The sequence below is a fragment of the Trueperaceae bacterium genome, assembly GCA_036381035.1.
In the GTDB taxonomy this organism is placed as follows: Bacteria; Deinococcota; Deinococci; order Deinococcales; family Trueperaceae; genus DASRWD01.
Genome location: DASVDQ010000024.1, coordinates 216450 through 240510, shown reverse-complemented (window position 1 = coordinate 240510; position 24061 = coordinate 216450). Strand labels below are relative to the sequence as shown.

General features: G+C 75.1%; 19 protein-coding genes and 3 tRNA genes. 15 read left to right on the top strand and 7 right to left on the bottom strand.

Annotated features, from left to right (window positions below):
* Window positions 1-39 precede the first annotated feature (39 nt).
* From VF202_04315 to VF202_04280, 8 genes are all read left to right on the top strand, one after another.
* Window positions 40-3123, top strand: a complete 3084-nt coding sequence (locus tag VF202_04315; GenBank protein HEX7039318.1) for a tetratricopeptide repeat protein — start codon at window positions 40-42, stop codon at window positions 3121-3123.
* 416 nt (window positions 3124-3539) lie between these two features.
* The gene (locus VF202_04310) at window positions 3540-5729 is read left to right on the top strand and encodes a hypothetical protein (GenBank protein HEX7039317.1); all 2190 of its coding nucleotides are present in this window, start codon (window positions 3540-3542) and stop codon (window positions 5727-5729) included.
* 111 nt (window positions 5730-5840) lie between these two features.
* The gene (locus VF202_04305) at window positions 5841-7013 is read left to right on the top strand and encodes an ABC transporter substrate-binding protein (GenBank protein ID HEX7039316.1); all 1173 of its coding nucleotides are present in this window, start codon (window positions 5841-5843) and stop codon (window positions 7011-7013) included.
* A gap of 131 nt (window positions 7014-7144) precedes the next feature.
* Window positions 7145-8260, top strand: a complete 1116-nt coding sequence (gene prfA / locus VF202_04300) for a peptide chain release factor 1 (GenBank protein ID HEX7039315.1) — start codon at window positions 7145-7147, stop codon at window positions 8258-8260.
* Window positions 8247-8720, top strand: coding sequence for an NUDIX hydrolase (locus VF202_04295; protein ID HEX7039314.1), 474 nt, complete (start codon window positions 8247-8249; stop codon window positions 8718-8720). Before prfA ends, VF202_04295 begins: the two co-directional genes overlap by 14 nt.
* 154 nt (window positions 8721-8874) lie before the next feature.
* Window positions 8875-11145 (top strand): NADP-dependent isocitrate dehydrogenase, encoded by a 2271-nt coding sequence (locus VF202_04290; protein HEX7039313.1) that lies wholly within the window; start codon window positions 8875-8877, stop codon window positions 11143-11145.
* 30 nt (window positions 11146-11175) lie between these two features.
* Complete coding sequence (gene glp, locus VF202_04285; GenBank protein ID HEX7039312.1) at window positions 11176-12411, top strand: gephyrin-like molybdotransferase Glp; 1236 nt, start codon at window positions 11176-11178, stop codon at window positions 12409-12411.
* The gene (locus tag VF202_04280; GenBank protein ID HEX7039311.1) at window positions 12402-13070 is read left to right on the top strand and encodes a DNA-3-methyladenine glycosylase; all 669 of its coding nucleotides are present in this window, start codon (window positions 12402-12404) and stop codon (window positions 13068-13070) included. The genes glp and VF202_04280 overlap by 10 nt, the downstream gene beginning before the upstream one ends.
* A 115-nt stretch (window positions 13071-13185) precedes the next feature.
* Here VF202_04280 and VF202_04275 read toward each other — a convergent pair whose 3' ends face one another.
* The 3 genes from VF202_04275 to VF202_04265 are packed head-to-tail and all read right to left on the bottom strand — an operon-like array spanning window position 13186 to window position 15642.
* On the bottom strand, window positions 13186-14133 hold the full coding sequence (locus VF202_04275) for a cation diffusion facilitator family transporter (GenBank protein ID HEX7039310.1): 948 nt from the start codon (window positions 14131-14133) through the stop codon (window positions 13186-13188).
* Complete coding sequence (locus VF202_04270; protein HEX7039309.1) at window positions 14099-14491, bottom strand: DUF2007 domain-containing protein; 393 nt, start codon at window positions 14489-14491, stop codon at window positions 14099-14101. Before VF202_04270 ends, VF202_04275 begins: the two co-directional genes overlap by 35 nt.
* Entirely contained in the window at window positions 14488-15642 is a 1155-nt protein-coding gene (locus VF202_04265) for a M20/M25/M40 family metallo-hydrolase (GenBank protein HEX7039308.1), read from the bottom strand. The genes VF202_04270 and VF202_04265 overlap by 4 nt, the downstream gene beginning before the upstream one ends.
* A 222-nt stretch (window positions 15643-15864) precedes the next feature.
* Here VF202_04265 and VF202_04260 point away from each other — a divergent pair, with 222 nt between their 5' ends.
* Window positions 15865-16689 carry a zinc finger Ran-binding domain-containing protein gene (locus VF202_04260; GenBank protein ID HEX7039307.1) on the top strand — a complete coding sequence of 275 codons (825 nt, stop codon included), beginning with the start codon at window positions 15865-15867 and terminating at the stop codon, window positions 16687-16689.
* Between the two features lie 94 nt (window positions 16690-16783).
* Here VF202_04260 and VF202_04255 read toward each other — a convergent pair whose 3' ends face one another.
* Window positions 16784-17116 (bottom strand): methylated-DNA--[protein]-cysteine S-methyltransferase, encoded by a 333-nt coding sequence (locus VF202_04255; GenBank protein HEX7039306.1) that lies wholly within the window; start codon window positions 17114-17116, stop codon window positions 16784-16786.
* A 61-nt stretch (window positions 17117-17177) separates the two neighbouring features.
* Between VF202_04255 and miaB the strand changes: the two genes are divergently transcribed.
* Window positions 17178-18521 carry a tRNA (N6-isopentenyl adenosine(37)-C2)-methylthiotransferase MiaB gene (gene miaB / locus VF202_04250; protein ID HEX7039305.1) on the top strand — a complete coding sequence of 448 codons (1344 nt, stop codon included), beginning with the start codon at window positions 17178-17180 and terminating at the stop codon, window positions 18519-18521.
* A gap of 27 nt (window positions 18522-18548) precedes the next feature.
* On the opposite strand, the gene VF202_04245 is transcribed toward miaB, so the two are convergent.
* A complete protein-coding gene (locus VF202_04245) occupies window positions 18549-19580 on the bottom strand; it encodes a hypothetical protein (GenBank protein ID HEX7039304.1) in 1032 nt (343 codons plus the stop codon).
* A 100-nt stretch (window positions 19581-19680) separates the two neighbouring features.
* On the opposite strand from VF202_04245, the gene VF202_04240 reads away from it, so the two are divergent.
* From VF202_04240 to VF202_04225, 4 genes are all read left to right on the top strand, one after another.
* Window positions 19681-19757: transfer RNA gene (locus VF202_04240), tRNA-Pro, on the top strand.
* Between the two features lie 15 nt (window positions 19758-19772).
* Window positions 19773-19848: transfer RNA gene (locus VF202_04235), tRNA-Gly, on the top strand.
* 61 nt (window positions 19849-19909) lie between these two features.
* A tRNA-Arg gene (locus VF202_04230) sits at window positions 19910-19985 on the top strand.
* Entirely contained in the window at window positions 19978-20610 is a 633-nt protein-coding gene (locus tag VF202_04225; GenBank protein HEX7039303.1) for a hypothetical protein, read from the top strand. The genes VF202_04230 and VF202_04225 overlap by 8 nt, the downstream gene beginning before the upstream one ends.
* Here the strand turns inward: VF202_04225 and VF202_04220 are convergent.
* A complete protein-coding gene (locus VF202_04220; GenBank protein HEX7039302.1) occupies window positions 20541-22571 on the bottom strand; it encodes a VWA domain-containing protein in 2031 nt (676 codons plus the stop codon). The genes VF202_04225 and VF202_04220 overlap by 70 nt on opposite strands.
* 214 nt (window positions 22572-22785) lie before the next feature.
* A complete protein-coding gene (locus VF202_04215; GenBank protein HEX7039301.1) occupies window positions 22786-23466 on the bottom strand; it encodes an HTH domain-containing protein in 681 nt (226 codons plus the stop codon).
* A 128-nt stretch (window positions 23467-23594) separates the two neighbouring features.
* Here VF202_04215 and VF202_04210 point away from each other — a divergent pair, with 128 nt between their 5' ends.
* On the top strand, window positions 23595-24047 hold the full coding sequence (locus VF202_04210; protein ID HEX7039300.1) for a hypothetical protein: 453 nt from the start codon (window positions 23595-23597) through the stop codon (window positions 24045-24047).
* Window positions 24048-24061 lie beyond the last annotated feature (14 nt).

Below are 24061 nucleotides of genomic sequence, written 5' to 3'. Positions count from 1 at the left end.
CCGGGGAGCCGTCCTCACGCGGCGCTAACCTACGGGCGCATGCTGCGGCAGCTCCTGCAGCCCGTCCTCCGCCGGCGTCGTGGCGTGGCCGTGGCCCTCTGGGGCGAGCCGGGCATCGGCAAGAGCCACGCGGCGGCGCGGCTCCTGGCGGAGCTGCCCTGCCGGAGCGCGAGCGTGGCCGCGACCGCGCCGCTGGCGGCGCTGGCGGGCCTGCTGCCCAGGCCGGGCCGGCTGGCCGGCTGGGCGTCGGCGACGCTCGCGAGGCTGCGGGCCGGCGCCCCCGTCGAGCCCGCCCGCGCGCTGGAGGCCGTGGCGGCCGCCCTCGTGGCGTCGTCCCCGTTCGTGCTGCACGTGGAGGACCTCCACGAGGCGGGAGACGAGCGCGCCGGGTTCCTCCGCGAGCTCGCCGCCACGGTCCGCCGGACGCCCGGCGTGGGCCTGCTGGCGACCAGCAGGACCGACCCCGGAGCGCCCTTCGAGCGCGTCAGGGCGGAGCCCCTGTCCCGGCACGAGGTCCGCGATCTCCTCGTCGCGGCCCTGGGCGCCGACCCGCCCGCCGAGGCGGCCGCCTGGATCGCCGACAGGTCGGGCGGCAACCCCCTCTTCGCCCTCGAGTACCTGCGCTACCTGGGCAGGCAGGGCCACCTCTGGAGCGACGGGCGGTCCTGGCACTGGCGCCGGCCCGGCCCCGACGCGCCGCCGCCGACGGTCGAGGCGCTGATCGAGCACTTCCTCGCCGGCGCGCTGGTCGGCGACGACATCGCCGCCGTCGCCGCCGCCAGGGCCCTGCTGCCCGCCGGGGCCGACGACGAGCTCGGGGCCCTGGCCGCGGGCCTCGAGCCGGCCGCCTGGCGGTCCGCCGACCGCGAGCTGGCGCGGCGCGGCGTGGTGGCGAACGGCGCGTTCGTCCACCCGCTGTACCGCGAGGCCGCGGCCAGGCTGGTCCCCGCCGCGCGGCGCCGCGAGGTCGCCCGGCGGGCGCTGGCCGCGCCCGACCTCGCGCCGGCCCACGTCGCCGCCCTCGTATCGGACGCGGAGCTGGAGGCGCGCGAGGCCGTGGACCTCCTCAGGCGCACCGCCGCGGCGGCGCGCGCCGGCGGCGACGACGCCACGGCCGGGCGGCTGCTGGCGTCGGCGAGCGAACGCGCGACGGGCGAGGAGAGCGGGGCGCTGGCGCTGGAGGCCGCGGGGCTGCTGGCGGGCAGGGACTACCCGCTGATGCTCGCGCTCGCCGAGAGGGCGGCCCGGCTCCTCGAGGACCCCACCGAGGCCCTGCTGCTGCAGGCGGCGGGGCTCTCGGTGCGAGGCGACCACGGGGCGATGAGGCGCGTGCTCGCCGGTCTGCCCGCCGAGGCCAAGCGCGGGGCCGCCTGGCTCGAGCGCCAGGTGCGCCTCCTCCATCAGGCCGGTCTGCGCGAGGAGCTGATCTCCGCCTGGGAGGCCTCGCCGCACCGGGACGAGTGCGGCGGCGGCACCGTCCACTTCGTCGGCTGGGCCTACCTGCACGCCGGACGCCCGCGCGTCGCGGCCGCGCTCGTCGACCAGTGGCTGGCCAGACCCACCACCGACGAGGAGGGCGCCGCCGACCTCAAGGAGCTGAGGGCGAGCATCGCCTTCTACCTAGGCGACCACGCGGCGGCGGAGACGACCTTCACCGAGCTGCTCGAGCGGGCCGCCGCCCGCGGCGGCGTGACGCCGCCCAACGTCGCCAACCTCCTGCGCAACCGCGCCGTCGCCCGCATGCAGCAGGCGCGCGTCGCCGAAAGCCTCCAGGACCTCCAGGCGGCGCTCCGCGTCTACGAGGAGGTGGGCCACGGCCTCCACTACGCCGGCACGCTCGTGATGATGAGCTACGCCTACCAGGACATGGGGGCCTACGAGCGCGCCGAGGAGGTGCTGACGGAGGCCCTCGAGGTCGTCCAGCGCGCGGGCGACGCGCGGTTCGTGAACGGCGTGGCGGCGCAGCTCGCCGACCTCTACCTCGAGTGGCCCGGCTGGGCGCACCCCGCGCTCGCGCTGAGGTACGCCGCCCAGGCCGCGGAGACGGCGCCGCCTGAGGGCCTGGAGAGCGTCACCGCCGCCTACCTCCTCTCGCGCGCCCGCACCGCCACGGGCCGCGCCGCCGAGGGGCTCGAGCTGGCCGAGCGGGCCCTGGCCATGTCGCGCGCGGCCGAGCTCGCCGAGGCCGAGCTGGCGTCACGCTTCGCGCTGGGGCTCGCGCTGGAGGCGCTCGGGCGCCCGGCGGAGGCCAGGGAGGCGTTCGAGACGGCCAGCGCGCGAGCCGCCCGGCTGGGCCTGCCCCTGCACGCGCACCGCTACGGCCTCGAGGTCGACCGCCTGGCCGGCGACAGGGAGAGCGCGGCGCGGCGCGAGAGCTGGTTCGCCGAACGCGGCCTCGGGCACGGGGTGAACCTGGTCAGGCGCTACTTCCCGCCGCCGGACGAGGGCGCGGGCGCCCGCCCGCAGCAGGGTGCCGCGTCCCTGCGCCTCGAGGTCCTGGGCCCCATGCGCCTGCGCCGGGCCGACGGCACCGCGCCCGTGAGGGGCGCCAGGCGCCGGGCCCTGCTGCTCGCGCTGGTCGAGGCGCGGCTCGCCGGCCAGACCGAGGCGGGGCGGCTTGCGCTCGTGGAGGCGCTGTACCCGCACGGCGACGAGCCTAGGGCGATGGCCAGCCTCAAGCAGCTCGTCAGCGACCTCCGGCGGGACCTGGGTGCGTCGGCGATCGTCACCACGGCCGCCGGCTACGCGCTCGGCGACGTGGCCACCGACGTCGAGGAGTTCCTGGCGACGGGCGACACGTCCCTGTGGCGCGGCGAGCTCGGCGAGGGCGCCGACTGGCAGGTGCGCGAGAGCGTGCTGCGGCGGCTCCAGGTCGCGCTGGCCGCGGCCGCCGAGGCCCGTCTGGGCTCCGACCCGGCCGAGGCGGCCAGGTCCGCGGGGCTGCTGCGTCGGCTCGACCCCTACGACGCGGGGACCCTGCGCCTGCACCTCCGCGCGCTGGCCGCCGCCGGCCTCCGCAGGACCCTCGCCGAGGAGTACGAGCGCGCCCGCTCGCTCTTCGCCGAGGTCGGCGAGGCGCTGCCGGCGGGACCGGCGGAGCTCCTCGAGCCGGCCACCGAGTAGGGACCCGCCGGGCCGTGCCGCCCCGCGCCGCCGCGCCCGGAAGCTGACCGGAACCTCACCGACCCTCCCCCACCCTGGCGGCGAGGAGGCGGTATGAGGACGAGCTCGGCAGCATCAACTCGGTCGGCGCTCGCGGCGGTGCCGGGATGGCGCGGGGGCGGCGCCCCCGACCCGGCCGCCGGCGACCCCCCGCTGGGCCGGGGACGGGGCTCCGCAGAGGCGCGGTACCACCTCTGCCCGCGTTGCGGTCGCGCCACGCCCGAGGCGGCGCTCGAGGCGTACTGCCCCAACGACGGGACCAGGCTCCTCGCGTCATGCCCCGCCTGTGACGCGCCCATCACGTCGCCCTTCGGCCGCTACTGCACGAGGTGCGGCCACGACCTGCGGGCCGACGGGGACCTCGGGGAGGGATGAGGATGCGCGGACCCGAGCGCGGGAGGCGCACCGTCCGCCTGTGGCTGACGGCGCTCGTCGCGGGGACGGTCCTGGCCGCCTGCAGCGTCGCGCCGGCCGACACGCGCCGCCCCGCCATCATCCCCGACACGACGAAGGTCGCCGACGCGGCCACCAGGGACGCCCTCGCGAGCTACGACCCGGCCAGCGGCGAGCTGCGCTTCGCGTCCGGCACCCAGGTCCTCGACGGGCTGCGGGTGGGCGACGTGCTGGTGAGCCAGCCCTCGGCGCACGCGCCGGCCGGGTACCTGCGCAAGGTCGAGTCGATCGGCCGCGATGGCGGCGAGGTCGTCCTCGTGACGTCGCAGGCCAACCTCACCGACGCGATCACCCAGGGCGAGATCGTCGCGTCGGGAGACCTCGAGCCGGAGGACGTGACCGCCACCGCGGCGCACCTGCCCGGCGTCACGGCCGGCGTGCGCGGCGACGCCTCGACCCGGCCGGGGGTGGGCACGGGCGACGGCTACAGCTTCCACGTGGGCTTCGACGAGGTCGCCCTCGACATCGGCCAGGGCGACGTGCAGGTCGAGGTCGTCCTCGACGGCGATCTCTACTTCAACGCCGGGTGGAGCATAGACCTCGGCATCGAGCCCTGCCTCGCGGTGCCGCCCGTGTGCGTCGACCGCTTCGAGGCCAAGGTGGGCGTCGAGGAGCGGCTCCGGGTCTCGCTATCCGGCGAGGCGAAGGCGCAGCTCACGAAAGAGGTCAGCGTGGCGACCTACCACTTCCGGCCGCTGGTCTTCTTCATCGGTCCGGTGCCGGTGGTCGTGGTCCCGAGCATCGAGGTGTTCGTGGGCGCCGAGGGCGCCGTGAGCCTCCGCTTCAGCTACGGGCTCACCGAGACCGCGAGCGCGGTGGTGGGCGCGCGCTGGACCGACGACGGCGGCTGGCAGGACATCACGGGCTTCGGCGTGGACCTCGCCGAGCAGGACTCCTTCGACGTGAGCGCGACGATGGACGCCCAGGCCTACGCCCGCGCCGTGGCCAGCCTGAAGTTCTACGACGCGGCCGGCCCCGCGCTCGGCCTCCGGCTCGGCGTGGAGTTCGACGCCGAGGTGCCCCGGGACCCGATCCTGGTGGTGCGCGGGAAGATCGCGGGGTACGTCGCGTTCGTCGTCGACCTGCCGGTCCTCGGCACGCTCGACGAGCACAGGAAGACGCTGTTCGACGAGACCTACCAGCTGACGACCTCGCCGAACCAGCCGCCCCGGTTCTCGGGCGTCAAGACCGACACGATCCACGCCGACGTCGGCAGCCCCGTCGTGCTCGGCCCGCGGAACGGGGGACTCCAGGGCTACTTCGACGTCATGGACCCCGAGGGCGGCACGCTGCGGCTGGCCGCCGTGTCGAGCCTGGACGGGCCGATCCCCCTCACCTACACGTTCACGACGCCGGGCACGCGGACCGTGACCGTCACCGCCACCGACCCGCACGGCGCCGCGGCGAGCGCGACGCTCACGGTGGAGGCGGCGAGCCCGCCGCCGATCATCACGACTTCGTACTCGGGCCAGCCGCTCGTCGACGTGCCCTACGCGATCTCCGCGAACGCCTACGACCCCGTGGGAGGCGACCTGTTCTGCTCGGCCCTGACCTGGTCCGTGGCGCCGCCCGACACGCTGACCGGAGGCGGCTGCCAGGCCAGGGTGACCTTCATGGTCGAGGGCCAGCGCACCGTGGAGGTCACGGCCACGAACCCGTACGGCAGCTCCAGCACCGAGACGCTCACCTTCGACGTGGGGCCGGAGCCGGAGAACAAGCCGCCCCTCATCACGTCGTTCCACATCGTCGCCGCCGAGGGGCCGAGGAGCTACCCGACGGGGCCGGGCGACATCTACGCCTGCATCACGGGCTACCTGTGCGAGGTGCCGGAGGGGGCCGTGCTCTGGAACGGTCAGGCGCGGTACGTGGAGGACTACGTCCTGCCGCTCTACCTCAGCGTCGCGGCCACCGACGACAGGGGCGCCCCGCTCACGGTCACCTGGTCGTGCACGGCGGGGACGAGCTCGGCGACCGTCACGGACGACGGCGACGGCACCTTCTCCTGCAGCCCCTACTTCCCCGGGCAGACCATCGTCGTCAAGGTGGTCGTGAGCGACGGCGACTCGGCGTCGTCGATGCAGCGGAGCTTCTTCATGCGCCCGCGGGTCAACTGAGGCCGGGCCGGGCTCGCTGGCCGGCCACCGTCTCCGGGGACGCGGTAACGTCGGTGCACCGCGGCCCCCGCTCTCACTGCGCTCACCGGGTCCGCGGTTAGAAGGGACACCGTGCCGGTCCTGCTCGCCCTCGCCGCCGCGCTCCTCCTGCCCTGGTCGACGGCGCAGGGCGCCGCCCCCGCGGTGAAGGTCGGCGTGATCGTCTCGCGCACCGGCGAGGCGCGGACCGCGGGGGCAGCGCAGTCGCTGGCGGCGACGGGCTGGGCCGACTTCGCCCGGGCCGGCCGCGGCCTCGTGACCGCGACGAGCGTCGAGGTCGTCGACGACGCCGGCTCCCCGACGCGGGCCGCGGAGCTGGCGCGCGACCTCGCCGACGACGGCGCCTGGGCCCTCGTCTGCTGCACGACGCCGGCGGCGACCGCGGCGGTCAGGGACGTCGCGGAGGAGCTGGGGCTGCTGCTCCTCGCCCTCAGCGACCCCGCGCCGCTCGAGCTCGCGACCAGGGGGCCCAGCTACTGGACGTTCGGGCTCTGGCCCAGCGAGGCCGACGCCCTGGCGGCCGTCGTCGCCGACGCCCTGGCGGAGGGACGCGGCACCTTCGCTCTCATGACGACCGCCGACGGGTACGGCGAGGCCGTCGCGTCCACGCTGGGCTCGCTCCTCGGCTACGCCGGCATGCGCCTCGTGCACGAGGAGCGCTTCGCGACGGGCACCGACGAGCTCAGGCCAGAGGCCCTCGTCGTCGCCACGAACCAGCCCGGCGCCGTGGCCGTGTGGGCGCCCGGTCCCGACACCGCGGTGGCCGTCGCCGCGCTGCGGGCGCGGGGCTACGAGGGCCTCGTCTACGCGCGCTCGGCCCTCGTGGCGCCGGGGGGACCGCGCCTAACCGCCGCCACCTACGAGGACGTGCGCTTCGCGGTGCCTCCCGCCTACGTCGCCGACGACCTGCCCGCCTCGCACGCCTGCAGCGCCGAGGTCGCCGGCGTCGCGGAGCGCGTCGCGCAGCTCTACGGCGGCGTCGCGGACCTGCCCGCCGCCGCCGGCGTGGTCGACGCCCTCGACCTGATCGCGGCCGCGCTAGAGCAGCTCTACGTGCTCCAGGTCCCGCTGGACAGCCCCCTGCCCGTGCTGCGTCAGGCGCTGCGCGACGCGGCGGTCGGCCTGCCGCCGCGTTGCGGGGGATCGGGCGCGCTCGACCTGCAGGAGGGCCGGCCCAGCGCCGTCGTGCCCGGCAGCCTGGTCGCGGCTGAGGTCGGACCGCGCGGCGACCTGCGCCTGCCCTGAGGCCCGGGGCCCGGGCCGCGCCGTCCCGTCACGGGGGCCCGGACCCGCTGCCAGACGACCAGAAGCCCGCCGCCGTGGGGCCGCCACCCCCGCTGCCGGGCCGCCGGGGACCGGGCAGTACAATCCGGTCAATGAGACGAGAGCTCGAGAACCTCACCCAGGAGCTCGACGAGCTGGAGCGCAGCCTGTCGGACCCGGCGCTGCTGTCGGACCCGCGGCGCTACAGGCAGGCCGCCAAGCGGCACGCCGAGCTCAAGGAGATCGTCGACCTCGGGAGGCGACGCGAGGCGCTCAGGCGCCAGGCCGACGACGCTCGCAGCCTGCTGTCCGACCCGGACCTGGCCGAGGAGGCCAGGGCCGAGCTGGCCGCGCTCACCGCCAGGCTCGAGGAGGTCGACGCCGAGCTGGAGCGGCTCCTCCTGCCCAAGGACCCCTACGACGAGAAGAGCGTGATCGTCGAGCTGCGCGCCGCCGCCGGCGGCGACGAGGCGTCGCTGTTCGTCCGCGAGGTACTGGAGATGTACCTGCGCTACGCGGCCAGCCTCGGCTACCGCACGGAGGTCGTCGACTCGACGCCCACCGAGGTCGGCGGCCTGGCGAAGGTCTCCTTCGAGGTCGTGGGCGAGGGTGCGTACAGCCACTTCAAGTACGAGTCGGGAGTCCACCGCGTGCAGCGCGTGCCCGCCACCGAGTCGCAGGGGCGCATCCACACCAGCACGATCACCGTGGCGGTCATGCCGGAGGCCGACGAGGTCGACGTCCAGCTCTCCCCCGCCGACTACCGCGTCGACGTGTTCCGCTCCAGCGGACCCGGCGGCCAGTCCGTGAACACCACGGACTCGGCGGTGCGCATCACCTACAAGCCGGGCACCGACGAGGAGATCGTCGTCACCTGCCAGGAGGGCAAGTCGCAGATCAAGAACAAGGAGAAGGCGCTGCAGGTGCTGCGCGCCAGGCTCCTGGAGCGCGAGCGCCTCCGCGCGCAGGACGAGGCGCGGCAGGCGCGGCTCGTCCAGATCGGCACCGGTGAGCGCAGCGAGCGCGTGCGCACCTACAACTTCCCGCAGTCGCGCGTGACCGACCACCGCATCGGGTTCACGACCAACGACCTCGCCGGCGTGCTGTCCGGCGACCTGCACGAGCTGACCGCCGCCCTCCAGGCCGAGGAGCAGGCGCGCGCCCTGGCAGGCATGGCCGTGAGCGCCGGCGAGGCCCGCGCGCTGGCGGGACCCGGTGGCGCGGCGTGAGTTCGTCGTTGCCGCGGCCATACTCCTGGACGCTCAGGGACGCGTCCTGCTCGTAGGCAACGACTGGCAAGGCCACGGACGGGTCCGCTACACCCTCCCGGGAGGCGTCGTCGAGCGCGGGGAGTCGACCCTCGACGCCCTCAGGAGGGAGGTGCTCGAGGAGACCGGGCTCGAGATCACGGGCGTCGAGCACCTGGCGTACGCCGTGCACGTCGAGGACAGGCGGCGCAACGACCGCGCCGTGTCCTTCGCGTTCAAGGCCCGCTACAGCGGGCTCCTGAACCCGCGCGACCCCGACGGCTTCATCGTCGAGGCCCGGTTCTTCCCGCTCGAAGAGGTCAGGGCACGCGTGCCCATACCGCCGCTGCGCGACCCGCTCGTCACCTACCTCAGGGACGGCGTCGCCGGGCGCTTCTACTCGTACGCCGGCTGGGACGGCAGGGGCGCGCGGCAGGTGTGAGCTCGTCGGCACCGGCCGCCGCCCTGGCGGCCGCGCGGGACGGACCACGACGCCCCGCGCCGCCCCGGGCGCCATCGCACCCCACGGCGGCCACCGGCCGCAGTAGCCGCGACGCCGACTGGTATCCTCCCCCTCGACCGCGGAGGCGATAGCGATGACCACGCAGGACAGGCCGACGATCCACTGGACCAAGGTCGACGAGGCGCCCGCCCTGGCGACCTACTCCCTGCTGCCGATAGTGCGGGCGTACGCGGCGGCCGCCGGCATCGCCGTGGAGACGAAGGACATCTCCCTCGCCGGACGCATCCTGGCCCGGTTCCCCGAGCACCTGCGCGAGGACCAGCGCGTCCCGGACGACCTCGCCTTCCTCGGCGAGCTGGCCAGGACGCCGCGGGCGAACATCATCAAGCTCCCGAACATCAGCGCCTCGGTGCCGCAGCTCAAGGCCGCCGTGCGCGAACTGCAGGAGAAGGGCTTCGCCGTCCCCGACTACCCCGACGAGCCCGCCACCGACGCCGAGCGCGAGGCCCGCGCGCGCTACGACAGGGTCAAGGGCAGCGCCGTGAACCCCGTCCTGCGCGAGGGCAACTCGGACCGCCGCGCGCCGCCGTCGGTGAAGGCGTACGCGCGCGCGCACCCGCACGCGATGGGCGCCTGGAGCCCCGACTCGCGCTCGCACGTGTCTACGATGGCCGCCGGCGACTTCCGCTCGACCGAGGTCTCGACCACCGTGGCCCCGGACCAGGCCGGCGACGCGCGCATCGAGCACGTGAGCGAGGGCGGCGAGGTCACGGTCCTCAACGGACGCGTGCCGCTCGAGGCCGGCGAGGTCGTCGACGCCGCCGTGATGAGCAGGGAGGCCCTGCGCGCGTTCCTGGCCGAGCAGGTCGAGGACGCCAGGCGCCGGGGCGTCCTCTTCTCCGTCCACCTCAAGGCGACGATGATGAAGGTCTCCGACCCGGTGATCTTCGGGCACGCCGTCGAGGTCTTCTTCGCCGACGTCTTCGCCAAGCACGCGCAGGCGTTCGCCCGCATCGGGGTCGACCCGAACGAGGGCCTCGGGGCGCTCTACGCCCGCCTCGGCGACCTGCCGGAGGACGAGAGGGCGGCCGTCGAGGACGACCTGCGCGCGGCCCTCCGGCGCGGGCCCGACCTCGCGATGGTCGACTCGGACAGGGGCATCACGAACCTGCACGTCCCCAGCGACGTGATCATCGACGCCTCGATGCCGGCGGCGATACGGAACTCGGGCCGCATGTGGGGCCCCGACGGGCAGGCGCGCGACACGAAGTTCGTGATCCCGGACAGCACCTACGCCGGCATCTACCAGGTCGTCATCGACGACTGCAAGGCGCACGGCGCGTTCGACCCCCGGACGATGGGCTCGGTCCCCAACGTCGGGCTGATGGCGCAGAAGGCCGAGGAGTACGGCTCGCACGACAAGACCTTCGTGGTCGAGCGCCAAGGCACCGTCCGCGTGGTCGCGGCGAACGGGGAGACGCTGCTCGAGCGGCCCGTGGCGCCGGGCGACATCTACCGCACCTCGACCGTGAAGGACGCGCCCGTGCGCGACTGGGTCGGGCTGGCCGTCGCGCGCGCGAGGGCGACGGGCGCGCCGGCCGTGTTCTGGCTCGACCGCGAGCGGCCGCACGACGCCCAGGTCATCGCGAAGGTCGAGAGGTACCTGCGGGAGCACGACCTCTCCGGCCTCGACGTCCGCATCATGGCGCCGGTGGACGCGATGCGCTTCTCCCTCGAGCGCATCAGGCGGGGCCTCGACACGATCTCCGTGACGGGCAACGTGCTGCGCGACTACCTGACCGACCTCTTCCCGATCATGGAGCTGGGCACCAGCGCGAAGATGCTCTCGGTGGTCCCGCTCATGAACGGCGGCGGGCTCTTCGAGACCGGCGCCGGCGGCTCAGCGCCGAAGCACGTGCAGCAGTTCCTGGCGGAGAACCACCTGCGCTGGGACTCGCTCGGCGAGTTCCTGGCGCTGGCCGCCTCGCTCGAGCACCTCGCCGCCCGGATGGGCGAACCGCGGGCCCAAGTGCTGGCCGACGCCCTCGACAGGGCCACGGCGCGCTTCCTGGAGAGCGGCAGGTCGCCGTCGCGGAAGGTGGGCGAGATCGACACGCGCGGCAGCCACTTCTACCTGGCGCTCTACTGGGCGCAGGAGCTGGCCGGCCAGGCCGAGGACGCCGCCCTGGCCGCGCGCTTCGCGGGCCTGGCCGCGGCGCTGACGGAGGGCGAGGCGCGCATCGACGCCGAGCTGCTGGCCGTGCAGGGCCGGCCCGTCGACCTGGGAGGCTACTACCTGCCGGACGACGCCAAGGCCGCGGCGGCGATGCGCCCTAGCGCCACCTTCAACGCGGCCCTGGCGGCGTTCGCCGCGGCCGCCGAGGGTTCCCGCGCGGCGACCTAGCCGCGCGCCTCGCTGCTAGCATCGTCGTCCGTGACCGAGCACGACGTCTCCCCCGACCGCGCCTTCGAGCTGCTGTGGTCCGCCGGCGCCGCGGCCATGACGGGCAGCGAGCGCCTGCCCGCGGGCGAGGCCCTCGGACGCGTGGTGCGCGAGGGGCTGGCCAGCCTCGTCGACCGCCCGCCCGCCGACGACTCGGCCCTCGACGGCTACGCCTGCCACGTCGCGGACAGCGGAGGCGCCTCGGCGGATAGACCGGTCCGTCTAAGGGTGGTGGGCCGCTCGCACGCGGGCGCGCCGCACCGCGGCGCGCTGGGGAGGGGCGAGGCCGTCCACGTCGCCACGGGCGGCCTCGTGCCGCCCGGCGCGCACGGCGAGGTCGGGGTCGTCGGCGTCGAGCACGCCAGCGAGGAGGGGGGCTACGTCTCCCTCACGCGCCCGGCCAGCACGTCGGCGGTGCGAGCCCGGGCGCGCGACCTCCGCGCCGGCGAGGTCTACCTGCGGCCCGGCGACGAGCTCGGACCCGTCCAGGTGGGCCTCGTCGCGGGCATGGGGCACACCGAGGTCGAGGTGGCCCTGAGGCCGCGCGTGGCCGTGATCTCCACGGGCGACGAGCTGGTGCGGCCCGGCCGGCCCCTCGCGCCCGGTCAGGTGTACGAGTCGAACCTGCCCACCCTGGTGTCGGCGGCGCGCGCCTGCGGCTACGAGGTCGCGCGGGCGGGGCGCGTGCCCGACGACCCTGACGCGCTCGCCCAGCTCCTCGACGAGCTCGCCGCGGACCGCGTCGACCTGGCCCTGACGATCGGCGGGATCTCGCAGGGCGAGCGCGAGCCCGTGAAGGGCGTCCTGGAGGCCCACGGCGCGGCGGTGTTCCGGCGCGTCACGGCCAGGCCGGGCGGCCCCCTGACGTTCTTCCGCTACCGCGGGCTGCCGGTGCTGGCCCTGCCCGGCAACCCCGTCTCGAGCCTGGTGTGCTTCCACCTCTTCGCGCGCGCCTACCTCGACGCGGCGCTCGGCCGCACCGCCCCGCCCCCCTACCGCGCGCGTCTGCGGGCGCGGGCCACGCACGACCTGAGGCCGGACGCCAAGACCATGTTCCACCGGGCCTTCCTGCGCGTCGACGAGCGCGGCGCCGAGGTCAGCCCGTTCCACGACCAGTCGTCGGCGGTGTCGCGCTCGCTCGTCGAGGGCGACTGCCTGGCCGTGGCGCCGCCCGGCGGCGTGCGCGCCGGCGAGGTCGTCGAGGTGATCCCGCTGCGGTGGCCGTGAGGGGAGCGCGCGCGCTCGCCGCGCCCGACGCGGTCCTGGACCCCGGCTTCTACGAGCGACCGGCCGACGTCGTGGCGCCCGCGCTGCTGGGCAAGCTGCTCGTCGTGCGCGACGAGGCCGCCGGCGGGTTCAGGGCCGGGCGCGTCGTCGAGACCGAGGCCTACGTGGGGCAGGACGACCTGGCGTGCCACGCCTCGAAGGGGCTCACGAGCCGCACGGCCACGCTCTTCGGACCGGGCGGCCACGCGTACGTCTACCTGATCTACGGCATGTACGACATGTTCAACGTCGTGTGCCAGCCTGCGGGCGTGCCGCACGCCGTCCTGGTGAGGGCGGTCGAGCCGCTGGTCCCCGGCGCGAGCGCCCCCGGGCTCGAGGGCCTGCCCCTCCTGCCTCCCGCCGCCGGCGGCAGGGGCGACGGTCCCGGGCGGCTGACCCGCGCGCTCGGCATCGGGCGCGGGCACGACGCCGAGGCGCTGTGGGGACCGCGCCTCTACGTCCTCGACGGGCCGCCTCCCGCCGCGGTCGCTGTGACCCCGCGCGTGGGCGTGGCCTACTCCGGCCCATGGGCCGACGCGCCGCTGCGGTACCTCGACCCGCACAGCCGCCACGTCTCTCGGCCCTCGCCGTCCCAGCTCGGCAGCGGGCGTCGGCGCTGAGGCGGCCCCGGGGGGCGGGGCCCTTGGGCGACAGGGGGCCGAGCGACGCGGCCCTGGCGCGACCGGCGCCCGCGCGACGCGGCCCCGGCGCGACGGGCCCCGCGCCGCGATCGGCCTAGCGCTCCTCCGGGTACTCCTCGCGGGGGCTGCGCGAGACGTCGCGCACGCCCTCCTCGTACGGCTCGATGTGGACGGTCATCTCGAGCCCCTCCACGGCCGAGCGCACGCGCCGCTCGACCTCCCTGGCCACCTCGTGCGCCTGCTCGACGCGCATGTCGCCGTCGACGAAGACGTCCACCTCGGCGAACCTGGCGCTGCCCGACCGCCTCGTGCGCAGCCGGTGGTAGCCGCGCACGCCGTCGACGCCCTCGATCTCGCCGATCACCCTGGCCTCGTCGGCCTCGGGCAGGCGCTCGTCGAGCAGGCGCGAGAGCGAGCGGCGCATGACGTTGACGCCGGTGACGACGATGTTCGCGGCCACCAGCAGCGCCACCAGCGGGTCGAGAGGCAGCCAGCCCGTGAGGCGCACCAGCCCGACGCCGACGATCGTGCCCAGCGAGGTGAGGACGTCGGTGAACAGGTGGCGGGCGTTCGCCGCGAGCGCGTCGGAGCGCACGCGCCGCGCCACGCGGAGCAGCCGCATGGCCAGGCTGCCGTTCACCACGGCCGCCGCCGCGGCCAGGCCGAGGCCGATGCCCACCTGCTCGAGCGGCTGCGGCTCGAGCAGGCGCCGCACCGCGGTGAGCCCGATCACGGCCGCGGCCACGATTATCAGCGCGGCCTCCAGCACGCTCGAGAGGTACTCGGCCTTGGTGTGGCCGTAGGGGTGCTTGTAGTCGGGCGGGGCCGCGGCGACGCCGACGGCGACGGTGAGCACGACCGCGGCGACGAGGTTCACGAGCGACTCGGCCGCGTCGGAGAGCAGGCTCACCGAGCCCGTCACGAGGTAGGAGCCGAACTTCAGGGCCAGGATGACGAGCGCGCCCGCCAGGCTGAGCGCCGCGGCGCCGCCCTTGGCCTCGTCGCCGCTACTCGCCGTGCCCGTCGTCCTCCTCGTCGTCACCGTCCTCCTCGCCGAGCGGCGCGAAGCCCTCGACCGCCTCGCCGCGCGCGAGGCGCTCCATCAGCTCGTCGAGCTCCTCGCCCTGGTAGTCGGTGACCGTCTCGGCGATCAGCGCCATCGCCGCCTGAGCCTGCTCCTTCGGCACGAGCACGTGCGTGGCCGTGACGTTCGTCGAGCCCAGGTGCGAGAACGCGTCAGACTGCAGGTCGAGGCCGCGCACCATCACGACGAACCCCTCCTCCTCGAGGAGCGCCGCGACCATCTCGGCCAGGGCGGCGGCCGGTGCCTCGTCGACGACCGTCCACTCGTCGCCGTTGACGATCACGGTCTCGCCCTTCATGCTGCGTCCTTCGGTCACGGACGACCTCCCAGGTAGGCGAGCGCGAGCTCGCGGTAGGCGCGGGCGGCGACCTCGAGGTCCGCCACGGGCACGCTCTCGCGGGTGGTGTGGGCCAGCTCCTCCTCGCCAGGGCCGAACCCGACGACGGGGCGTCCGCCCACGGCGAGGTGCGGCGCGTCGGTGCAGAACCACCACACGCCCTCGCGCAGCTCGCGGCCCGACGACCGCAGGGCGCGCGTGAGGGCCGCGCGCGCCGTGGCCACCGCCTCGTGCCCCTCGTCAGCGAGGTAGGCGGGCGCCACGTGGGGGCGCTCCTCGACGCCGCCGTCCGGACGCGTCGCGCGCGAGGTCGGCACGCTGAACGAGACCCCGTCGTCCGCCGCCACGGAGCCGAGCAGCGCGAGGACCTCCGCCGCGCCCTGCCCGGGCAGGGTGCGCACGTCGATGACCAGCTCGGCGCTGCCCGGCACCACGTTCGTCGTGCCGCCCGGCGACGTGCTCAGGCGCGTCGGCGTGGCGGTGGCGGAGCCGAGGACCGCGGAGGCCGGCAGCTCCAGGTCCCGGAGGCCGGCGACGTAGCGGGCGGCGGCCTCGAGCGCGTTCTCGCCCAGCTCGGGCCGCGCGGCGTGGGCGATCCTGCCCTGGAACGTCGCCACGACCTCGACCCTGCCCTTGTGGCCGAGCTTGAGCGCGAGGCCCGTGGGCTCGCCGAGGACGGCCACGTCGTAGTCCAGCGTGGCGGCCAGGTGCGCCGAGCCGAGGCCGCTCACCTCCTCGAGCACCGCCCCGGCCAGCAGCAGCCTGCCGGCGAAGCCCGCGGCCGCCGCCTCGGCGGCGCCGACCGCCATGCACGCCAGCGCCGACTTCATGTCGACGCTGCCGCGGCCCCACAGACGTCCGTCGGCCACGACCCCGCCGAGCGGCGGGTGCGGCCACTCGCTCGGGTCGCCGGGAGCGACCGTGTCGAGGTGCCCGGTGAGGAGCAGCGTCGGCCCTGGTCCGCGGTCGATGACCCCGACGGCGTTGCCCAGCCCGTCGAGGTAGGCCTCGTCGAAGCCGAGCCGCCGCAGCGCCGCCACGAGGACCTCGGCGGCGGCCCCCTCCTCGCCCGAGGGGCTCGGCGTCATGACCAGCTCGCGGGCTAGCTCCAGGGCGCTGGGCGCGGGCATGGAGGGCATCATACGTGGGAACGCGCTCCCGGCCGGGACCGCGCGGGTCGCCGGGACCGCGTGGGACCGAGGGACGACGCCGAGGCCAGCTGGTGTGAGCGGTGGCGCCGCATGCGCCGAGTCCCCGCGCGGCGTGGGATCCGCCCCGCGCCCGCGCCGCGGTGGGCCCTATGCTCGTCCCCGACACGTGAGAGCGCACCTACCTAGCACGCGAGGGCGTCCATGACCGACGCGTCCGCCGCCGCGGGCGGCGCCTGGCCCTGCGCCGCGTGCGGCCACGCGAACCCGCCGCGCGAGGGCGTCTCAGGGCTCGTGTGCGAGGCCTGCGGCGTGGCCCGCGCCGGGGTGCTCGTGCCGCCGCTCGACCTGCCGCGCCGACCGGGACTCGCAGACGTGCCGGGCTTCTGGTACGCGCTCGGGTGGCTGACGCTCCTCGCCCTCGGCGCCGCGCTGCTCGCCTCGGGTGGCGCCCTGGCCGCCCTGGGCCTCGGTCGTCACTGGGTCGTGGCCGAGATGGTCGCCGCCGCCTACGCCGCCGGCTCCTCCCTCCTGGCGGCCGTGTGGGACAGGTGGTTCAACCAGGTCGAGCTGGCGGTGCCACCTCGCGCCGCGACCGGCGAGGGGTTCACGGCCGAGCTGCGGCTGGTGCCGTACGTGCGCCTGGAGCGGGTCTCCGTGAGCCTCGCTCTCGTCGACCGCTACTACGAGCGGGCGGGCGACGCCGGGATGGAGCTGCGCTCCCGCTCCTTGGGCGAGTTCCGCCTCCTCGACGGCGGCACGCTGCCGGGCAGGCGCCTGGCCGCGTTCGAGGCCGGGTTCGTCGCGCCCTTCCCCGTCACCAGGCACAGCGACGTGCGCGCCGAGCTCGCCGCCGACCTGCTCGGGCTCCTCGGCTTCTTCGTGCCGGCCCTGCGCTGGAACGCCAGGAACCTGCGCGAGCACGGCGGCTACGTCGTCGTCGCCACGGTGCGCGTGGGCTGGCTGCCGCGGCGGCTGGTGAGGCGCGTGCTCGTCTACCACGTCGGCGAGCGGCTGCACGTGGGTTGAGCCCGGCCCCCCGCGGGACCCCTGCGCCGCGGGCCCTGCCCGCCCGCCGGCACCGACACCAGAGCTAGGCGGAAGGGCGAGGGCCGGCCCCGCGTCAGTCCGGCAGCTCCGGCCGCCAGCGGTGCGCGCGCATGTCCACCCTCTCCCCCTGCGCGCCGCCGCCCACGAAGGCCACGCCCTCGGCACGCAGCAGCGCCACCTGCAGCTCGCCGTGGCCGACCTTGTAGGTCGAGATGCCGCCGGAGGCGTTCACGACCCGGTGCCAGGGCACGTCGCCGTCCTCGTCGCGCAGGCCGTAGAGGACCGCTCCGACCTGCCTGGCGGCGTGCGGCGCCCCGACCATCTCCGCGACCTGCCCGTAGCTCACGACCTTGCCGCGGGGCACGGCCCGCACGACCTCGAGCACCTGCTCACGGAACGACGACACGCCGCACGATAAGGCCGACCGGCACACGCTTGCTAGGATGTCCACCTGTCTGGAGGGCGCGTTGAGAGCCGCGATAGTCACCTACGGCTGCCAGATGAACGAGTACGACACGCACACCATCGCCTCGGAGCTGGTGGCGGGCGGGCACATGCTCGTCGACGACCCTCGCGACGCCGAGCTGGTCCTGCTCAACACGTGCGCCGTGCGCGGGAAGCCGGTCGAGAAGGTCGCGTCGTTCCTCGGCGAGCTGCGCAAGGAGCGGCGCGCCGGACGCGACGTGAGGGTCGGCCTGATGGGCTGCCTCGCCCAGCTCGAGGAGGGCAGGGAGCTGGCCGAGAAGTTCGAGGTCGACCTGCTCATCGGCCCCGGCGCGATCACCTCGGTCCTGCCGGCGATCGACGAGCTCGAGCGGCGCGGCTCCGGCGGGCTCGTAGAGCGACGCGGCTTCGACCCCGAGCTCCACGACCACGTGCCGCCGGCGCCAGGCGGCCTCTCCGGCTTCCTGACGATCATGCGCGGCTGCAACCACCACTGCACCTACTGCGTGGTGCCGCGGACGCGCGGACCAGAGGTCTCGCGCAGGCCCGAGGTGATCCTCGCCGAGGCCGAGGCGATGGTCGCCGCGGGCGCCTGCGAGATCACGCTGCTCGGCCAGAACGTGAACTCTTACGGCCTCGACCAGCCCGGCCTCCCCTCGTTCCCCGAGCTGCTGCGCATGGTCGCCCGCACCGGCGTGGCCCGCGTGAAGTTCACGACCAGCCACCCCATGAACTTCTCCTCCGAGCTCATCGACGTGATCGCCGAGGAGGAGGCCGTCTGCAACTACGTGCACCTCCCCGTCCAGTCCGGCTCGGACAGGGTGCTGAGGCGCATGGCGCGCGAGTACCGCCGCGAGCGCTACCTGCAGATCGTGCGCGAGATCCGCGCCAAGGTGCGGGGCGTCGTGATCTCGACGGACATCATCGTCGGCTTCCCCGGCGAGACCGAGGAGGACTTCGAGCAGACGCTCTCGCTCTACGACGAGGTGGCCTACGAGCAGGCGTACATGTTCATCTACTCGGCGCGTCCGGGCACGCCCTCCTACGAGCACTTCGAGGACATGCCGCGCGAGGTGAAGACCGAGCGGCTGGCGCGGCTCATCAGGAAGCAGAAGGAGCACTCGCTGCGGGCGAACCAGGCCCTGGTGGGCCGCGAGCTGCGCGTGCTGGTCAAGGAGACCTCGCGCGACGAGGCCTACGTCGTCGGCCACTCCGACCAGAACCACACCGTGCTCGTGCCGCGCGAGCAGGTGACGAGCATGGGCCTGAAGCGGGTGCGCATCGAGCACGCCACGCCCCACGCGCTCTACGGGCGCATCGCCACCCCCGAGGCCGACGCCTACGTGCCCCTCGTCATGGCCACTTGACGGGGGCGAGCGCGCCGCTCGCCTGCCTCACCGTCGCGGCACCGCGCGCGGGCTGTGGTCGACCCCCGCCGACGCGACGCCGAAGCCGTGCCCGAGCAGGTCCGTGACCTGCAGCGACAGGTCGCCGGTCAGCTCCTCGACGGCGAACACGAGCAGCCCAGGGCCCAGCCAGTCGAGGCCGGACACCCAGCCGGGCTCGCTCCAGACCGTCGACGCGACCCCGTCCGGCCCGATCGCGACGACCTCGGACCGCTGCCCGCCGGTGTCGAGCCTCACGTAGGCTACGGCCTCCCCCGTCGGGTCGGCCCGCGCCTCGGTCACGAGCCCCGGTGACGTCTCGACCGGCCGCGCCGCCCGCGTCGCTGGGTCGACGACGAGCAGTCCCGACTCGGTCCAGACCAGCAGCTCCTCCCGCCACCACGCCAGCGGCGCGGCCGCGCCAGGGTACGCCGAGACGTCCTCGCCGCTGGCGACGTCGACGACGTGCACGCCGTCCTCGCGCGACGTCGCCAGCCGCCGCCCGCCCGGCGCCAGGACGATCCCGAAGCCGCTCGTCACGTGACGCGACCCGCCCGTCGCGAGGTCGTAGGCGTGGACCTCCCACCCCCCGGAAGCCGAAGGCACCTGCACCAGCACGGTGTCTCCGGAGGACCACGCCGTCTGGAAGCCGCCCGCCGGCCGCGTCATCCCCACCGAGCGCGGCAGGTCCCAACGGGCCACCTCGCGGCCCGTGAGCGTCTCGACGACCCCCAGGTACCAGCCCCACCCGGACCAGCCGGCGTCCTCGTCGGTATGGTCGTGCGCGACGAACGCGACGTACCTCCCGCCCGGGGAAGGCGCCGGGTCGAACTCGCTGGCGTGCGGCGTGGCCGTGAGCCGCAGCTCCGAGCCGTCGCGGTAGAAGAAGACCTCGCTCTGCGGCGGCCTGTCGTGGATCGCGGCGGCGTCGTCTGGCACGCGCGTCGAGACGAACGCGAAGCGCTGGGCGGCGGCCGGGGCGGCGACGGCGCAGACGAGGGCGAGTGCGAGGGCGTGGCGGACGAGCGGGCGGCAGAGCATGGGTCCCTCCGGCGGGTGGGCGGTAGGGGTCCAGGTTAGCCGCGGCCAGCGCGCTTCCGCGTGGTAGACTCACGTCCGGCCTCGCCGGGCCGGGGCGTGACGGGGCGTAGCGCAGTCTGGTAGCGCACCTGCTTTGGGAGCAGGGGGTCGCAAGTTCGAATCTTGCCGCCCCGACCACACGAAGGCGACCGCGCGGGAGTAGCTCAGGCGGTAGAGCGACAGCCTTCCAAGCTGTATGTCGCGGGTTCGAATCCCGTCTCCCGCTCCAACCAACGCACGGGTCCCGGGCGGCGCGGCCCGCGCCGGCGCCGCTCGGCACGCGGCCGCGTGCACCAGTAGCTCAGGGGATAGAGCAGCCGCCTTCTAAGCGGTAGGTCCGGGGTTCGAATCCTCGCTGGTGCACCATCCTCCCAGCCTCGCGGCCGGCCAGCGCCTCGCCGACGAGGCCGAGGGGCTGGCTAGAAGCGCCATCGTGGCTCCAGCGGTGCGCGGTGGGCAGACAGTCGCGTCCGTGGTCTCGTACGCCCTTGGCGTCGCCGGGGGCACCTACGGTCGGTCGGACGGCGCCGCCGCTCGGGTTCTCAGCCCCGTCAGAGGGCCCTGGGCGGGAGCAGAAGGACCCGAACCGCCCCAGGACGGCCTCAGGGCGCTGCACTGGATCTCCACCGAGCTGTCGCTGCGCCAGGCGGGCGTGCCCGGGGACACGATCAGGGACCTCTACAGGCTCTACGTCGTCGAGCTGAACGCGGTGGCCGAGAGCTTGAGCGGGGGCCAAGCGACCGTCGACCCGTGGCGCACGGCTGCGGCCACCCTCCTGGCCAAGCCGCCTGGAGCGGACCTGGCTCGGGTCAGAGCAGGTCCCCGGCCCGGCTCGAGCGGTTCGGCGCCGCGCCAGGCCGAAAGGCGACCGACCGGCTCCCCGCGCGCCCGGACCAGGGTGTTGGGCGAGCGAGCCGACCCTCACCTCACCGTCACGGGCACGCTCTCCAGCGTCTTCCTCGCGGCGCCGCTCACGTACCTGACCTCGTAGCCGCCCGGCTCCTCCGGCGCGGTCAGCTCGAGCGAGGCGCCCCAGGCCGTGAAGGCGACGCTCAGGTAGTCGCCCTCCGGCGCGCCGGCCCTCACGATCGTGACGAAGTCGCCCGCGCCGTTCGGCCCCGTCCAGTCCACGGTGAAGGCGGCTCCGGCCGCGACCTCGGCGGGCAGCCGCAGGCTGACGACCGGCGGCGTCACGTTCACCGTCGCGCTCGCCAGCACGCGCCTCTCGACGCCGCTCACGTACCGCACCTCGTACTGTCCAGGCTCCACGGGTGCGACGAGCTCGAGGGTCGGCCCGAACTGCGTGAACGAGTAGCTGAGGTAGGTCTCGGGCGGCGCTCCCGGCGGCGCGAAGACGACCATGTCGAGGGGCCCGTTCGGCCCCTGCCACGTGACCTCCACGTTCGCGCCGCCCATCACCTCGGCCGGAGCCGTGACGGCGACCTCGGAGGCCACGACGCGGAGAGGGCGGCTCACGAGGACCCCGCCTCCCGCCGCGGCCAGGTACCTGAGCTCGTAGTCGCCGGGCTCGACGGGCGCGGTGAGGGTGGCGGGGTTGCCGAACGACGTGAACGCGTAGGAGAGCATGGCCGCGGGCTCGGCCCCCACGGGGACGACGGTCAGCACGTCGCCGTCGTTCGCCGGTCCCTCCCAGGAGACCACGAAGGTGGCCCCGCCGGCCACCTCGTCGGGGGCGTGGAGGCTGGCGCTCACCCGCCTGGCGGCGAACGGGGCGCTGCGTCCCACGACGCGCGTGCCGCCCTCCGGCAGGACCAGGTGGTAGCGGGCCTCCAGCTCGCCCTCCTCGTACGGCACGAGCACGCTCGCCACGCCGCTCGCGCCCCTGACGCCCGCGACGGCGAGGAGCACGTCGTCGGGCGCCGCGACGGGCGCCACGGTGATCCAGGCGCTGGCGCCCGCGGAGGCGCCGGCGAAGCTCACCTCCACGCGGCCGCCCATCACGGGGTCGGTGGGCTCCACGGTGACCGCGACCGCGAACGCGGGCGCCAGCTCGAACGCGAACTCGTTCGCGGCGTCCGGCGAGACGGCCAGGCCGGCGAACGTGAGCGGCGCGTCGGCGTAGGCGTCGGAGACGACGGCGTTGTAGCTGCCCGCCGGCAGCTCGCCCTCGAAGACGCCGGGGCCGGTCTCCCGCAGCGCGTGTTCCCCGCCGCCGAGAGGGTCGACGAACCTCACCGTCGCGCCGTCCGTCGCGGGTCTCCCGTCCCGGGTCAGGCGCACCGTGACCGCCACCCCGGCCTCGACCTCGGCCAGCTCGACCGCCCTGCCGAGCGCCGCGGCCAGCTCCGCCGCGCTGTTCGCGCTCTGGAACGTGCCGATGCCCGCGAAGCTCCTCTCGGCCTCGGGCGTGAGCGCCAGGCCGATGATGTGCAGGTCGATCTCGAAGCCCTCGCCGGCCAGGCGCTCTGCCACCGCGCGCAGGTCGCCGCCGCACGACTCCTCGCCGTCGGTGACGATCACGATGACCTTGCGCCCGGCGGCGCCCCGGAGGTCCTCGGCCGCCCGCTCCAGCGAGTAGGCGATGGGCGTCGCGCCCAGCGGCTCCGTGCCCTGCACCGTCGCGAGGAGCGCATCGCGGTCGAGCCCCTCCACGGGGACGGCGAGGAAGCTGTCCTCGCAGGCCTCGGGGTCGAGGGCCATCCTGCGCGAGCCGTAGACACGCAGGCCCACGCCGAGGTCGGCGCCCTCCGGGAGCCGGCTGATGAACGCGGCCAGCGCCTCCTTGGCCGCCGTGATGCGCAGGCGGCCGTCGGGCAGCTCGTCGAACATCGAGCCGGAAGCGTCGAGCACCAGCACGACGTCGGTGCGCCCGGCGACGGGCGGCGACCCGGCCGTCGCCGTCGCGAGCCAGGCCGCGGCGGCGAGCGCCAGCCCCATGGTGCGGGCCCAGGAGGCCCTTCCCGACCTCACCCCTGACGCAAGGCAGAGCATGGCACCTCTCTCCGGCACGGCCGCGACGCGGCGTGTCAGTGGACAGGGACCATGCTACTCGCGATCGCGGGAACGTCAGCGACGGGTGTGGGAGCCGCCGCCAGGCCGCTGCGAGACCGAGCTGCGTCAGCGGACGTGGCCTCCCGGCCGCGCGGGACCCGGACGTGCTCCAGGCGGGCGCCGGGGGGAGGCCGTCCCCTGCTCTCCGGCCGGCTCAGGGGCGGCGCTGCGCTCGGCCCTCGGCGGGCGCGACGCCGGCGAGGGCCCCGGCGAACACGCAGGCGCCGTCGCCGAGGGCCATGCACGACGTCAGCCTCACCTGTTCGCCGAGGAGGCGGGACAGCAGGCGCTCGTCGAAGCGGCAGACGGCCCTGTTGCGCCGCGCGACGTTGTGGAAGACGCAGTTCACGGCCTTGACGCCCTGCCCGTCCTCCGCCCGCGTGGCGTGGTAGCCGAGGTCGTTCATGATCTCGACGACCCGCGCCCGCCTCTCGTCCGGCGCGAGGCGCTCGAGCTCGGGCAGCCACGGGCGCGACAGGTCCTCGACCATCACCTCGAGGACGGCCTCGGCGGCGTCCTCGCCCAGGCGCTCGTGGATCGCCTCCAGGAGGGCCAGGGCGAGGCGGTCGTACTGTCGCGGGAAGCGCTCTCCCCCCTCCGCCGTGAGGCCGTAGGCCCGTGACGGGCGCCGGCCGGTCCTCCTGAGCCCGACGGGACCGACGAGCCCGTCGCGCTCTAGCGCCGTGATGTGCTGCCTGATGGCGTTGCGCGACACGCCCACGCGCTCGGCGAGCTCGTCGAGCGTCAGCCCGCGCTCGCGGTTGCGCAGCAGGTGCAGCATGACGTCGCCGCGCGTGTCGCTCTGCCCCAGCATCTCGGCCTCCCGCGCCAGCATAGCCTGGCGACAATAATGGCATAAAGTTGTTGCATTATTGTCGGCCCGGTGCTAGCTTCGTGGTGCGGCCGCATCACGCAGCGGGCCGCGGCGCATGCGCAGCGCCCGCGGCCGGAAGGATGCCAGGCATGGAGCAACGCAAGTACCGGCGCGCGCTGGCGCGCCTGCTGGCCCTGTCGCTCACGGCGGCGCTACTGAGCGCGGCCGCCGCCCAGGACCTGACGACCGAGCCGCCCCCGGCGCCGTGGGTCAACGCCTCGACGCTCCTCCCCCTCCCCGACTTCATCCCCGGAGCCGGCGCCCTCTACATCGACCCGGCGAACGCGCCCGTCGGCCCCTGGCTGGCCTACGGCACGGACGGCTCCCTCGTCGAGGTGCTGTTCATGGTCCCCGTGAGCGCCATGCAGAACGCCACGAACTGGGACGACCTCGCGACGGGCCTGCTCGCCGAGCTGGGCCTGACCGTCGACCACGTCGACGTCACCTTCAACGGCGGACACCCGGGCATGGCCGAGCCGCACTACCACGTGCGCCTCGCCTTCGTCGACCACGCCACCCAGCAGGGCCTCCTGACACCCTGACCGATCCTTCGCGG